We start from the raw sequence: 13,107 nt of genomic DNA, 5'->3' as shown, positions 1-13,107 counted from the left end.
CCGACCGGAAGACCCGCACCACCCCACTCAGCCGCAAAGCCGGGCGGGGACGGGCAGGTGGCACAACCCTGCCGCACCAGCGGCAGACAGAAACGGGAGACCGTCCTCAAGCCGAAGCCCTCACGCTTTGGTGACGTGACGGACCTTCCAGGCCGAAATGCCCGGAATGTTGAGAGCCGCTGAGACTCAAAGCAACGGAAACGCTCCCTGGTTGCGCGTGCAGGAGCGTGCGGTGCCGGAGGCTGGGGCGATGACAGAACCTGTTCATGGACCGGACGGACCGGACGGACCGGGAGAAGGGGCGACGTCGTTCGGTATGGAGCGCGGTCCCGCCCGGGTGGTCGCGTTCAGCGACGGCGTCATCGCCATCGCGATCACGCTGCTCGTCCTGGAGATCCGCCCGCCGCACGACACCCGCCACTTGCTGCACGGCCTCGCCGCACTCTGGCCGTCCTACCTGGCCTACGTCCTCACCTTCATGCTGATCGGGCAGGTATGGGCCAACCACCACATCATGTTCGACCACATCCGCAGCGCCGACCGCGTGGTGCTCTTCCTCAACACCATGCTGCTGATGGACGTCGCGCTCCTGCCGTTCGCCGCCTCCGTGCTGGCCGAGGCGTTCCGGGACGGACACGGCCAGCGCACCGCTGTCGTCTTCCACGGCGCCGCCTTCGCACTCCTGGCCGTCTTGTTCAACGTCATCTGGAGGCACGTCCGCCGTGACCGCCGCCTGCTCAGCACCACCATCGATGCGGCCGGCGTGGCAGCCATCGGCCGGCGCTTCCGGCTCGCCCTGGTCTGGCTCGCCACCGCAATCCTGCTCGGCGCCCTGCTTCCCGTACTCGGCGTGGCCGTGATCGCCGCCTTCATCATCTACTTCTGGCTTCCCATCTCGGGCGAGATCGCCGCGGCGAAGCGCCGGCGTGGACACCGGACGTGACCGCCGACGGCCGCAGTCCAGCGGCGGGTACGAGCCGTTCGGCCGCACCCCTCTACCGGTACCGCCGCCACCGGTCCGGGTCCTCTTCCAGCGCCGCCCGGTCCCAGCCGCCGTGCTCCGCGGCGGCCTCGTAGGTCGTGTGCAGGAAACCGGCCAGTGCCCGGTCCGGGTCGGCCGCGGTGCGCACCGCCTCGTACGGCAGAAGGAACTGGCTGAAGTCGGAGCTGTAGAACGCGTCGGCCGGGGTGACCGGGTGGCCGGCGAAGCCATCCGGCTCGGGATAGGCGTACGAGTAGAAGGCTCCCTCTTCACCGCCGCCGGGCCAGAAACCACAGCTGCTCAACTCGCGGGAGTAGCCCTCCACCATCACCCAGTCACCGCAGTTCGGGGCGCTGCCGGGATACGGCGGCGCCACCCGTCCGGAGAACCTCGTGCAGGCCATGTCCATGCCGCCCCAGAAGAAATGCACTGGGCTCACCTTGCCGACGAAGTACGAGCGGAACTCCCCCAGCGCCCGGTTGGCCTGCAGCAACTGCCGCCAGAAGAGCTGTGCGGCCCTCGGGTCGTAGGAAGTGTGCCGCTGGTCCTCCTCGAAGGGGATCGCCGGCTCCACCTCGTTGGGAGACGCCTGGATCTTCGTCCCGATTCCCAGCTCACTGAGGGCCCGCATCGTCTCGCGGTAGAAGTCGGCCACCGGCCTCGGCTCCAGGGCCACGCTGCGGTGGGCGCCGTCGCTGCCGCGGATACGCAGCTGATGGTCGAGGAAGTCGAACTCGATGTCGAAGACCCCTGAGCGGTAGGGGATCGCCGACGTGGTGAGGCCGCACGGGCTGACATAGAAGGTGACCTGCCACCAGTGATTGACCAGGGGCGCGTGGGCCAGCCGGATCTTGCCGACGATCTGGGCCCACATGTGCAGTGTGTCCCGGGTCTCGGTCCAGTCGGCGACGCGCAGCCGCGGCCACGTCACCTGCGACGCCCCATCGGAGATCACGGCCACGGCACCCTCCTCCCGGGACAACCGGCCGACACCGACCACGCTGCCCTCAGCCGAGGAATCAGGCAACCCGGCAGGCCCCCGGCGCGCCTCACCGGCCACCGGACCGGGACGCTTGCATGCTCCACGAGCAGCCGTGCGCCCGCATCGCAAGGAGTGATCCAGCGGCTCAGTCCCACCCGCGGCGAGGCCCTCCGGGGCCGACCAAAAGGAGCTTCCTCATGAATGTCGACCAGTCGGTACTGGTTCTCGGAGCGACCGGAGGACAGGGCGGCGCCGTCGTCAGCGCGTTGCTGGCCCGCGGCGCCGCCGTCCGTGGCCTGGTCCGCAACCCTCGATCCGCTGCGGCCCGCGGCCTGGCCGCGCGCGGCGTCGAGGTGGTGGCCGGGGATCTCATGGACCGCGAGTCCCTGGCCTCAGCCATGCGGGGCGCAGCCGGTGTGTTCGCGATGACCACGCCCTTCGAATCGGGGCCGGCCGCCGAGATCGCACAGGGCCGGACCATTCTCGCCGCCGCCCGTCTTGCTCGTGTGCCACACCTGGTCTTCAGTTCCGTGGCAGGTGCCGACCAGGACACGGGCGTGCCGCACTTCGAGACCAAGGCCGTCATCGAGCGGGAACTGGCCGCAGGCGAGGTGCCCTACACGATCCTGGGGCCCACCTACTTCTTCGACAACGCCCTCGGCGGCGAGGACCGGATCCGCCAGGGGGTGCTCGATCTGCCCCTGCCACCGGACCGTCCGCTGCAGCAACTGGCACGCCCCGACCTGGGCGAGTTCGCCGCCGCCGTCTTCGCCGCGCCCGACGCGTTCGCCGGGCAGCGCATCGAGCTGGCCGGCGACGCCCCCACGCCCGATGCCATGGCAGCCGCGTTGGGCACGGCAGTCGGTGCGACCGTCCGCCACCACGAAGTGCAGCTCGACGAGATCGGCAACGACGACATGCGAGCGATGTGGACGTTCCTGCGTGGCCCCGGCTACCGCGTCGACCTGCCGGCGCTGCACGCCGCCCCTCCCCGTCTGCGCTGGACGTCGTTCGCCGGCTGGGCCGAAGACACCTTCTCAACGACCCCATGACAACGGTCCTGCCGGTCCGCTGAAAGGCGGCGCCCCCGTGTGCCGAGCGCGCGGCGTCGAGCTCTCAGTGCCTCGAACGCCCCGGCCCGGGGTGATCCACGCTCTGCCCGAGGCGTGCGGCCGGGTGTGCCCGGGAAGTCCGCCGTGTTGGAGGTGCGCGGTTCCGGGCGCGCACAGCGGGCCTCCCGGCCACGCCGTTCTCCTGCCCCGCTCCCCGCCACCCGCGCACCGGCGCCGGCATTTTCACACAAGAGTCACATGCGGGCGGGGCGGCCCCGGACGTTGACGTCCGGGGCCGCCCCGCATCAGGGGGTGGGACTGCCGTTGCCTACCAGCGGTACCAGCGGCCACGGCTGCCGCCGGTTCCGGCGGAACGCATGACGAAACCGAGTAGCCACACGGCCAGCACGATCACGGCCACGATCCACAGAGCCTTCAGCGCGAAACCGGCACCGAAGAGAACCAGGGCAAGCAGAAGAACGAGAAGCAGGGGAACCATAGTTATCAACCTCCGAAGCAGCGAGTTCCCCGGCAACACCCCGCCATGCACCCGAAATTTATGGGTTTCTTATCCTTCGGTGCGGGAATGCGGTACCGCTCCCGGCACTTCACCCGTCCGGCAGGCGGGCCTGTGGACCTGCGGGTCAGGCTGCGAAGCCGATGGTGGTGACGTATCCGTACAGGCCCCACTGCGGACTGAGGTCCACGACGGCCTCGTTGATCCAGGCGTCGTCGAGGGCCTGGTCGTCGGCGGCGGCCCAGGCCTCGACGATGCGGTCCCGGTGACGGACGTCGAGGGTGCGGAACTCGACGACGCGGTGGTGGGGCCTGGTGACCTGGGACTGGTTGAGCGGGTGGAACTCCACGCGGGTCCCGCGGCCTTCCCGGTTGAGACGGCCGAGCAGGTAACGCGCGACATTGCGCCGGCGCACCTGCAGGTACGTGCTCTCGATATTCCGCAGGTTCTTCCCGGAGGGACTCCGCCTGCCGTCCAGCCAGGCCTTCAGCGTCCGGTCGGTGACCGTCAGACCGGCCTCCCGGGCCGCGGCGCGGGCACGCTCCGAGCGGGTGAGGCAGTGGAGCCGGGCGAGGAGGCCGCGCCGGGCGGTGGCCGGGGTGGCGACGAACCCCGCGAGCGCGTCGAGTTGCCGGGCCACGGCCTCGTGGCCCTTGATGCCGCGAGCGCCGAATTTGCCGAAATCGTTGTTGCTTTCCGGCATTTCGTTTCCTCGCCTTCCCGGTGGCCGACTTGACGGGGCCCCATCGTCCCGTATTTCAGGGTGAGTCAGGAATACAGGATCCGGGGGCGGCAGTGGGCTTTGGTGAATTCCGGCATCAGTGGTCCGGAATGGTTCTTCTAGTACTCCAGCAGCGTTTCTCCATTTGTGCTGCTCAGAGTGCCCGTTTGGAGTCTAGCGGGCTGATGTCTCGTCAGGTTGGCGGTCGTTCGTTACTCACCTGATCGGGATGCGTGCGGCGTTGGTAGTGACGGTGGCGGGCAATAGCTTGGTGGCGTCGGCGCCAGTAGGACCGGTGGAGCCGGTGTGAGGGTGGCTGGAGCCGGGTCGTCGGGGAACGGGCAAGATCCAGGAGCCGATGTGCTGCACCAGCGTCAACCCGCCCGCGCGACTCGTCCGGTCGAGCGGACCGTCTCTCGTCCCGCCTTGGTCCGATTGGTCGGATCTGCCGGTGGGTCGCGCCGGGACGTTCCGGGCGGCGGCAGAGCCGAGGTTATGAATGCGTCACCTGACCATCCATGAGCATCAACCTCAGGAGCCACACGATGCGCCCCATCAGAGCAGCCTGTCGCGGCACGGCCACTGCGCTGGTTACCCTTCTCGCCTGCGCCCCTGTCGCGGCCGCCGCCGCGACGGACACCGATTCCGCCCACGCCCAGGGCGGAGACCGGGTCATCACACTCATCGGCCGGCTCGCGCAGCAGACGCGCTTCCCCGTCAACCCCGGCGGCGCCCCCGCCCAGGGCGATCGGACCGTCTTCCGCTCGAACCTCTTCGACCAGTACGGCAACCGGGTCGGCGACACCGACGGTACCTGCACCACCACCCGGGTCGACAACAGCGGAGCGGAGGAGTGCGTCGTGACCTACAACCTCCCGGGCGGCCAGCTCTCCGTGCAGGGGATGGTCTTCGGCATTCTCAACCCGGGCCCTCCCCCTTCGTTCGACAACGGGATCACCGGCGGCACCGGGGAATTCGACCGGGCTCGTGGCTCGGTCCACGCCGACACGATCGCTCCGGGCACGAGGCGCTTCACGATCGACCTCGACCGCTGACTGACCCTGCCCCCGCCCGATGAGAAGGCTGACCCGTCCACCTGCTCTTCGTGGTGCGGGTCGGCGGGTGCCGGCTCGGAGGCGGTGGGTGCCGGCTCGGGGGCAGTGGTGTCGGGGGCGGTGGTGTCGCGGGTACTGATCTTCGCGTCGGCGCCCTTGAGGAAGTAGGCGTACTTCTCGCGGGTCTCACCACTGGGGTCGCGGCCGGATCCCCATCCGGCGACCGTGGACGGACTCACGCCGAGGGCGCGGGCGAGTTCGGCGCGCGAGAGACCAAGGGGCCGCGCACAGGGCCCACGGCTGCTCGGCCGGCGGAAGGGGGACGGGTTCGGCGGCGGCCGCGAGCAGTTGGTCGATCGCCTCGAAGTCGTTCATGGTCGTTCATGCCGCTCCCGGGCCCCGGTGCGCGATGCCGCCCCGGGACACCTTCTCCAGTTCTTCGAGGTGCCCGGTGCCGGCGGCGGGCCGCCGGGCTTGGGTGGTGGCGGTGCCGTCGACCCCGGTGGCGGTGACCGTCCGGGAGCAGCCGCGGTCGGTGCTGGTCCGGAGGGGGTGCGTCAGAGGCGGCAACATGTGTCCTTGTGCTGGTGTCGATGCCTGCTGGTGGGGCTGGTCGGCGTCGGCGCCAGGTGTATCGGTGCCCGTTCGAAGGGGCGGGCTCCGCCGGGGACAATCGTCGCCATGAGTGAGGGTACGGGTGATGCCGGGAGCCGCCTGGCGCGGATCGAGCGGCTGCTGGAGAGCGGTGAGCGTGAGGTGGTGCCCGCGTGGCGGCGGGCGACGCGGGGTGAGCCGCGCTGGGCGGTGACCGCGGTGATCCTGGTGGCGGTCGCGCTGCAGTGGATGCTGCCGCACCGGCTCGCCTTCCATCCGTACTGGGCTTTGCCGGCCCTGGAGTTGGTGCTGCTGGCCGGTCTGGTCGCGGCGAATCCCCGGCGGGTCGAACCCCGCACCCGGTGGCTGCGGTGGTGGGGGCTGGCTCTGACCGGTGTGATCAGTCTGGCCAACGGCTGGTCGGCGGTCCGGCTGGTGGCGGGTCTGGTCAACGGCACCGCGGCGACGGAGGCCGGGCCGCTGCTGCTGACCGGCGGCGGTATCTGGCTGACGAACGTCATCGTGTTCGCCCTGTGGTACTGGGAGTGGGACCGCGGCGGGCCGATGGCGCGGGTCCGCGGCCAGAGTCAGTACGCCGACTTCCTCTTCGTACAGATGCAGAGCCCGCAGACCGCGCCGCCGGACTGGGAGCCGGCGTTCCTGGACTACCTGTATCTGTCGTTCACCAACTCCACCGCCTTCAGCCCGACCGACGTGATGCCGCTGTCGCGGTGGGCCAAGATGCTGATGATGCTGCAGTCCTCGGTCTCCTTGGTGACGGTGGTGCTGGTGGTCGCCCGGGCCGTCAACATCCTCAAATGACCGGGCCGCGTGGCCATGTGCGGGCGAGTGGCGGCCGGTGCGTGTGTGCCATGCAGGGGGCGGCGCGCCATGGTTCGGGCCGATCCGGGCACGCCACGGGGGTGATCGGTTCAGGCGGATAAGACGAGCCGGTCCGCGCCACGCACCGGGGTCAGTTCATCTGTCGGCGGGCCTGCTTCACCTCGCGGTCGACGGCCCAGGCGTCGGCGACCAGCCCGAGGTGGCCGAGCTTGTCGGGATTGATCACCGTGCGGATGGTCTGGATCTGCCCGCCGAGCACGTCCAGGGCCAGGGTGTGGAGCACCTTGCCGTCCCGGTCCCGGAAGATCGCGCCGGGCTGGCCGTTGACCTCGTGCGGCTCGAACGTCACGTCGATGCGGCTCATCAACGGGAAGACCGTGCCCAGCACCCGGGCCACGTTCTGCGCGCCCCTGACGGCCTTGGCCAGCTGCGGGGCCTTGCCGCCGCCGTCCCCGACCAGTTGCACGTCGGCGGCCAGCAGATCCCGCAGCCCGTCCACATCGCCGCTCTTCAGCGCGTCGAAGAACCGTGTCGCCAGCTCGTGCCGCTCCTGCCGGTCCGCTTCGAACCGCGGCCGCCCGGCCTCCATGTGCCGCCGCGCCCGCACCAGCAGCTGCCGGCATGCCGCCTGCGAACGCCCCACCGCCGCGGCGACCTCGCCGAACTCGAAGGCGAAGACCTCCCGCAGCACGAACACCGCCCGCTCCAGCGGGCTGAGCCGCTCCAGCAGCAGCAGTGCCGCCATCGACACCGAGTCGGCCAGCTCCACCGCCTGTGCCGGATCCTGATACGGATCGCTCAGCAGCGGCTCGGGAAACCACGGACCCACGTACTCCTCCCGCCGCACCCGTGCGGAGCGCAGCACGTCGATGGAGATCCGTGTCACCGCGGCCGACAGGAAGGCCTTGGCCGACGTGGGCCGGGTCGACGAGCCGTCAAAACGCAGCCATGTCTCCTGCACCGCGTCCTCAGCCTCGCCCACGCTGCCCAGAATCCGGTAGGCGATCGAAAACAGCAGCGGCCGCAGCTCCTCGAACTCCTCGGCCTTGCTCACGCCGAACCTCCTTCCCTCGAACGCCCCGCATCCGGCCGCGCCCGTCGGCGCAGGCATCTCCTGGTGCACTGTGGCACTGCTCAGCCGCTGAAGGACTCGGGGCCGAGGCGGCCCCATGCCACGAATGCCGCAAGCACGAGATACATCAGGTTCAGCACCACATACAGGGATTCGCCGCGCCGGCCGTGGGTGATCATCGCACCGGCCATCAGCAAGACCCAGCACACGGCGGTCACCGGCGCCAGAACCGGTGCGATGCCGACCGCAGCGGGCAGGATCAAGCCCACCGCGGCCAGGAGTTCGAGGACACCGAGGGTCTTGACGAAGCCGGCGCCGGCGTCTTCGGTCCATCCCCCGCCCTGGACCGCGGCCAGTTTCTCCTTGGGCACGAACGTCTTGCTGATGCCGCCGGTCAGGGCCACCACGGCCAGCAGTCCGGCACCGATCCACAGTGCGAGGTTCATGAGGTCACCCTCCTGTTGCCCGGCATCTCCCCTCCGCCTCTCAGTGGAACTGCCCGACCTGGTAGTTGCCGGCCGGCTGCTGGGTGATGATGTTCAGCCGGTTCACCGCGTTCATGAAGGAGACCAGGACCACCAGGGCGGTGAGCTGGTCCTCGTCATAGTGCTTGGCGGCATGCGCCCACACCTCGTCGCTGACCCCACGGGCCGCATCCGCAACCCGGGTCCCCTCCTCCGCCAACTCCAGCGCGGCACGCTCGGCCTCGGTGAAGACCGTGGCCTCACGCCACGCCGCGACCAGGTTGAGGCGCACCGAGGTCTCGCCGGCAGCGGCGGCCTCCTTGGTGTGCATGTCGATGCAGACGGCGCATCCGTTGATCTGGCTCACGCGCAGCGCCACCAGCTCCTGCGTCGCGGCCGGCAGCGGCGCGTCCTTGAGCGCCTTGCCTGCCGACATGAAGTACTTGAGGGCCTTTCCGGCGGTCGGGCCGGCGAAGTAGTCCAGTCGCGCGTCCATGCTGTGCTCCTCTGGGGCCGTCGGTGGCTACATCCCCTGAGACGAGGTAGCCCGGCCTCCTGTGACATGGCCCCATGTGACCCGCGTCTCCCCGCCGCCGGTGCCCATCAGCCGCCGAAGCGCTCGCCGTGCACGGAGCCTCCAGGGACGGCCACGGCCCGGCGGCGACGGCGGTACATCACCCCTGCGGCCGCGACCGCCACGGCGGCCGGCACCGCCGGGATCAGCACCGCGAGCCGCACGGCCGACCGGTACAACGGAGCCGGTGACGCCTCCAGCGGGATGCCGGGCGGTGTCGTTGCCGGGCGTGCGGTCGTAAGGGTCTGGGGCTGCTGTTCGCTGGAGTGCGCTCAAGCGTGTTCTGGTGAGCGGGAGCGAGTGCTGGTGGGAGGTGTCCTGCCATGCACCAGGAGGGAACTGACGTTCTCATGTCGAATGCGTGCCCTTTACGGGTGGTGTTCGTTGGATGCGGTGACAGGGGTCCCCGGGGCCGGGCGGGGGTGAAGGGGTGGGCGGGTTGAGGGTGCCATCCGCCTCCGGCGTCCCCTCAACACGGCCCGGGCGCACGGACTTGGCGAACCTGCTTGGCAAACGGGCCTGGCGGACGGGCCCGGCGGGGGCAAAGGCGCTGGACAGGAGCGGGCGGGGTCCGGTCCCGGCCGCGTGGTTCAGGGGCTTGTCGCTGCCCTTGTCACCTGGTCTTCTGTACGCCGGGTGATCCGTGGAGGGAACGAGAAGTGAGGATGAGGCGGCGTGGAACCAGTGGCGGGACCGGACGTACGGGGTGCGGTGCCCGAGGGGCTCGGTACGGCGATACGGGATACGGCCGAGGAGATCGCCGCACTGCTGCGGGCGGGCGCCGGCATGCAACGCCGGGTGCCGGATTCGCAGTGGAGCGTCGGGGAGGCGGCCGCGCATCTGGCACTGGCCAACGAGCTGATGGCGGACATCGCGGCGGGACGTGCGCGCAGCTACGGGGACGGCACGCCGCAGAGTCTCGCCGCCGCCAACGAGCAGTCGCTCGCCGCGTTCGGTGAGCGCGGGGCCGAGCCGCTGGCCGGGATGATCGTGGAGCAGGCCGGTGTGTGTCTGAAGGCGCTGGAGGAGCAAAGCGCGGAGGGGACGGTGGTCACTCCGCTGGGCCCGATGGGACCGGATGTGCTGGGGTCGTATCTGCTCACGCACATGCTGGGACACGGTTACGATCTCGCCCGTGCGCTGGGGCGTGCGCACATGATCGACCGGGAGCGGGTGCGGCTGACGCTGCCGTTCTTCCTGACGGTGATGCCACGGGTGACCGACACGGCCCGCACGGCCGGGCTGAGCGCCTGCTACACGATCCGCCTGTGGGGCGGCGGCCGGTTCGGTGTGCGGGTGGCCGGGGGTGCGGTGTCGGTCGGTGAGCGGCTGCCGGGGCGTACGGACTGCACCATCCTCATCGAGCCGGTCACGTTTCTCCTGATGGCGCTCGGGCGCCAGGGCCAGTGGGGCCCCCTCGCTCAGGGCCGCATCCTGGTCGGGGGGCGCAAGCCCTGGCTCGCTCCGCGTTTCCCGGCTCTGTTCAAGGCGCCCTGAGCGCGACGGGCCGGGCGGCCCGACGGTGGCCGGCTGCCTGCGGGTCGTACGGGCCCGGTGGTCACCTGGGCCCGGTGGTCACCTGGGCCCGGGGGTCACCTGGGCTCGGGGGCGGTGACGGCCGGGGCGGCGCCGAGGAGGCCGAGGAGGGTCTCGCGGTGGAGGTCCGCGATCGGGCCGAGGAAGTCCGGGTGGCGCAGCAGGGGGGCCGCGCGGTGGTCGCGCGGGCTGGGGATGGTCAGCCGGCGCGCGTCGCCCACGCTGTCGGGGCCGTGGTGGGTGGCGGCCAGGCAGGCGGCGGCCAGGGCGGCGAGGTCGGCGTCGGCCAGCAGGCAGGCCGCCCAGCTGACGACGGTCTCGTCGACCTGGGTGCGCCAGGCGTGGGTGGCGTCCGTCAGCGGGGGTGCGTCGGCGCCGGTGACGAAGTCCAGCCGGCCGGAGCCGCCGGGGCCGAGCAGGTCCAGCAGTTCGGCGTCCAGCGCGGTGGGGTAGCGCAGGGCGGCGGCGATGGTGGCCGCATGGCCTGCCTGGGCTTCGGCCAGGGCCTCGTTCAGCGGGCCGGTGGCCGGGGGGAAGGCCGCCAGCAGCCAGCGTGCGGAGGCGGCGATGACGGGCGAGAGCGCGGTGGGCATGGTGGACCGTCCTGTGCGTGTGCCCGCCTGTCCTGGGTGTTCCGGTGCGGGTGATCCGGTCGCGGGCACTGCGCGCCCGGGCGGGGATGTGCGGGACGGACAACGGTACGGCGGCCTCCCCCGGTGCGACAGGAGCTGCGTCACAGCCGGGATCGGTGGGGCCTGGCCGGGCGCGGTCTAGCCGAGCATGCGGTCGAGGTTGAAGGCGGCGCTGATCAGGGCGAGGTGGGTGAAGGCCTGGGGGAAGTTTCCGCGCTGTTCGCCGGTGTGGCCGATCTCCTCCGCGTAGAGGCCGAGGTGGTTGGCGTAGGTGAGCATCTTCTCGAAGGCGAGGCGGGCCTCGTCCAGGCGGCCCGCGCGGGTGAGTGCCTCGACGTACCAGAAGGAGCAGATCGAGAAGGTGCCTTCCTCGCCCTGGAGGCCGTCGGGGCTGGCCTGGGGGTCGTAGCGGTAGACCAGGGAGTCGGACACCAGGTCCTCGCCGAGGGCGTCGAGGGTGGCGAGCCATTTGGGGTCGGTCGGGGAGATGAACTTCGCCAGCGGCATCATCAGCAGGGAGGCGTCGAGGATGTCACTGTCCTCGTACTGGGTGAAGGCGTGGCGTTCGGCGGACCAGCCGTGGCTCATGATCCGCCGGTAGATCGTGTCGCGGACGGCGCCCCAGCGGACCAAGTCGGCGGGCAGGCCGCGGTGCCGGGCCAGCCGCATGGCGCGTTCGATCGCCACCCAGCACATGAGGCGGGAGTAGAGGAACGTCTTGCGTCCGCCGCGAGTCTCCCAGACTCCCTCGTCGGGCTGATCCCAGTGGTCGCACACCCAGTCGACGAGCTCGCTGATGCTGTCCCAGTGGGCGCTGGAGATGGGCTTGCCCCACTTGTCGTAGAGGTAGAGGGAGTCGACGAGTGCCCCGTAGATGTCGAGCTGGAGCTGGTCGACGGCGGCGTTGCCGACGCGTACGGGGGCTGAGCCGCGGTAGCCCTCGAGGTGGGACAGTTCGCGTTCGGGCAGGTCACGGCATCCGTCGATGCCGTACATGATCTGCAGGGGGCCGGTGGGTCCGCACGGGCCGTCGGGGCCGCGCTGGACGTGCTCGGTGACGAAGCCCATGAAGGCTTCGGCCTCGTCGGTGAAGCCGAGTCTGAGCATCGCGTACACGCAGAACGCGGCGTCGCGGATCCACACGTAGCGGTAGTCCCAGTTGCGTTCGCCGCCGATCTGTTCGGGCAGGCTGGTGGTCGGCGCGGCGACGATGGCGCCGGTGGGGGCGTAGGTGAGGAGTTTGAGGGTGAGGGCGGAGCGGTGGACCATTTCCCGCCAGCGGCCGCGGTAGCGGGACTGGGACAGCCAGCGGCGCCAGTAGCGCACGGTCGCGTTGAATTCTCTTTCCGCCTCGGCGACGGCGCAGAAGCGGGGTGCCACGTCGCCGCCGACCTGGTCGATGGTGAAGACGGCCGTCTCGCCCTCGTGCAGTTTGAACAGGGCCCAGACGTCCGGGCCGTCGACCTCGATGGGCACGGTGGAGGTCAGGGCGAGGCGCAGCGACGCGGAGGCGAAGACCGCCTGGCCGGCCCCGGCGTGCACGGTGTGGGGTGCGGTGCCGTACTCGAAGCGGGGGGCGACGCGGGCGCGGAACGGGAGTGCTCCGCGCACGCACACCACGCGGCGGATGAGGCGGTGGCGGTCGGCCTCGCGTGAGTCGTCGACGACGGGCATGAAGTCCTGGATCTCGCCGACTCCGTCGTCCGCGAAGAAGCGGGTGATCAGGACGTTGGTGTCGGGGAAGTAGAACTGTTTGGTGCGGGTGGGGACGTCGGGGGCGAGTTCGAAGGATCCGCCCCGTTCGGCGTCGAGGATCGAGGCGAAGACGCTGGGCGCGTCGAAGCGGGGGCAGCAGTACCAGTCGATGGTGCCGTTCGTGCCGACGAGGGCGGCGCTGCGCAGGTCGCCGATCAGGCCGTGCTCGGCGATGGGCAGGTAGCCGGGGGTGCCGGTGCCGCGGGGGCCGGCGTATGTCCGGTCGCTGTCCTTCGCTCCGGCCTCAGGAGTCGCTTCAGCCACGTCAGCCTCCTTGGGCTTCGCCCGAGCCGCCCCCTGGTGTCCAGGCTAGCGAGTTGTCGCGCCC

Annotated in this window: 15 protein-coding genes; 5 read left to right on the top strand and 10 right to left on the bottom strand. The window is 70.6% G+C overall.

Annotation, left to right across the window (positions count from 1 at the left end; genetic code table 11):
* Positions 1–250 precede the first annotated feature (250 nt).
* Complete coding sequence (locus tag ACZ7M3_RS50695; protein ID WP_472073329.1) at positions 251–943, top strand: TMEM175 family protein; 693 nt, start codon at positions 251–253, stop codon at positions 941–943.
* A gap of 52 nt (positions 944–995) precedes the next feature.
* Here ACZ7M3_RS50695 and ACZ7M3_RS50690 read toward each other — a convergent pair whose 3' ends face one another.
* Positions 996–1,943 carry a DUF5996 family protein gene (locus ACZ7M3_RS50690; protein ID WP_472073327.1) on the bottom strand — a complete coding sequence of 316 codons (948 nt, stop codon included), beginning with the start codon at positions 1,941–1,943 and terminating at the stop codon, positions 996–998.
* A gap of 218 nt (positions 1,944–2,161) precedes the next feature.
* On the opposite strand from ACZ7M3_RS50690, the gene ACZ7M3_RS50685 reads away from it, so the two are divergent.
* The gene (locus ACZ7M3_RS50685; RefSeq protein WP_472073325.1) at positions 2,162–3,016 is read left to right on the top strand and encodes an NmrA/HSCARG family protein; all 855 of its coding nucleotides are present in this window, start codon (positions 2,162–2,164) and stop codon (positions 3,014–3,016) included.
* A 328-nt stretch (positions 3,017–3,344) separates the two neighbouring features.
* Here the strand turns inward: ACZ7M3_RS50685 and ACZ7M3_RS50680 are convergent, their stop codons facing one another.
* Both ACZ7M3_RS50680 and ACZ7M3_RS50675 read right to left on the bottom strand, forming a co-directional pair.
* Positions 3,345–3,515, bottom strand: coding sequence for a hypothetical protein (locus tag ACZ7M3_RS50680; protein WP_054229772.1), 171 nt, complete (start codon positions 3,513–3,515; stop codon positions 3,345–3,347).
* A gap of 145 nt (positions 3,516–3,660) precedes the next feature.
* The gene (locus tag ACZ7M3_RS50675; protein WP_472073323.1) at positions 3,661–4,236 is read right to left on the bottom strand and encodes a transcriptional regulator; all 576 of its coding nucleotides are present in this window, start codon (positions 4,234–4,236) and stop codon (positions 3,661–3,663) included.
* 563 nt (positions 4,237–4,799) lie between these two features.
* Between ACZ7M3_RS50675 and ACZ7M3_RS50670 the strand changes: the two genes are divergently transcribed.
* Positions 4,800–5,309, top strand: coding sequence for an allene oxide cyclase barrel-like domain-containing protein (locus tag ACZ7M3_RS50670; RefSeq protein WP_472073333.1), 510 nt, complete (start codon positions 4,800–4,802; stop codon positions 5,307–5,309).
* A gap of 381 nt (positions 5,310–5,690) precedes the next feature.
* On the opposite strand, the gene ACZ7M3_RS50665 is transcribed toward ACZ7M3_RS50670, so the two are convergent.
* Entirely contained in the window at positions 5,691–5,882 is a 192-nt protein-coding gene (locus ACZ7M3_RS50665; protein WP_472073321.1) for a hypothetical protein, read from the bottom strand.
* Between the two features lie 108 nt (positions 5,883–5,990).
* On the opposite strand from ACZ7M3_RS50665, the gene ACZ7M3_RS50660 reads away from it, so the two are divergent.
* Positions 5,991–6,725, top strand: a complete 735-nt coding sequence (locus ACZ7M3_RS50660) for a hypothetical protein (protein WP_472073319.1) — start codon at positions 5,991–5,993, stop codon at positions 6,723–6,725.
* 151 nt (positions 6,726–6,876) lie between these two features.
* Here the strand turns inward: ACZ7M3_RS50660 and ACZ7M3_RS50655 are convergent, their stop codons facing one another.
* The 4 genes from ACZ7M3_RS50655 to ACZ7M3_RS50640 form a co-directional block, all read right to left on the bottom strand.
* Complete coding sequence (locus ACZ7M3_RS50655; protein ID WP_472073317.1) at positions 6,877–7,800, bottom strand: RNA polymerase sigma-70 factor; 924 nt, start codon at positions 7,798–7,800, stop codon at positions 6,877–6,879.
* An 80-nt stretch (positions 7,801–7,880) separates the two neighbouring features.
* Positions 7,881–8,264, bottom strand: coding sequence for a DoxX family protein (locus ACZ7M3_RS50650; protein WP_472073315.1), 384 nt, complete (start codon positions 8,262–8,264; stop codon positions 7,881–7,883).
* A 40-nt stretch (positions 8,265–8,304) separates the two neighbouring features.
* Positions 8,305–8,778, bottom strand: a complete 474-nt coding sequence (locus tag ACZ7M3_RS50645) for a carboxymuconolactone decarboxylase family protein (protein WP_472073313.1) — start codon at positions 8,776–8,778, stop codon at positions 8,305–8,307.
* 107 nt (positions 8,779–8,885) lie between these two features.
* On the bottom strand, positions 8,886–9,020 hold the full coding sequence (locus tag ACZ7M3_RS50640; RefSeq protein WP_472073311.1) for a hypothetical protein: 135 nt from the start codon (positions 9,018–9,020) through the stop codon (positions 8,886–8,888).
* Positions 9,021–9,531: 511 nt separating this feature from the next.
* Here ACZ7M3_RS50640 and ACZ7M3_RS50635 point away from each other — a divergent pair.
* Positions 9,532–10,353 carry a maleylpyruvate isomerase family mycothiol-dependent enzyme gene (locus ACZ7M3_RS50635; RefSeq protein ID WP_472073309.1) on the top strand — a complete coding sequence of 274 codons (822 nt, stop codon included), beginning with the start codon at positions 9,532–9,534 and terminating at the stop codon, positions 10,351–10,353.
* Between the two features lie 95 nt (positions 10,354–10,448).
* Here the strand turns inward: ACZ7M3_RS50635 and ACZ7M3_RS50630 are convergent, their stop codons facing one another.
* Positions 10,449–10,985 (bottom strand): hypothetical protein, encoded by a 537-nt coding sequence (locus ACZ7M3_RS50630; RefSeq protein WP_388523328.1) that lies wholly within the window; start codon positions 10,983–10,985, stop codon positions 10,449–10,451.
* A 177-nt stretch (positions 10,986–11,162) separates the two neighbouring features.
* Positions 11,163–13,043: a glycoside hydrolase family 15 protein gene (locus tag ACZ7M3_RS50625; protein ID WP_472073307.1), complete on the bottom strand. Its 1,881-nt coding sequence runs from the start codon at positions 13,041–13,043 to the stop codon at positions 11,163–11,165.
* Between the last annotated feature and the right edge of the window lie 64 nt (positions 13,044–13,107).

Source organism: Streptomyces sp. NPDC111656, from assembly GCF_055656965.1.
The sequence above is the reverse complement of the archived record's forward strand: the minus strand, read 5'-3'. Positions and strand labels throughout refer to the sequence as shown.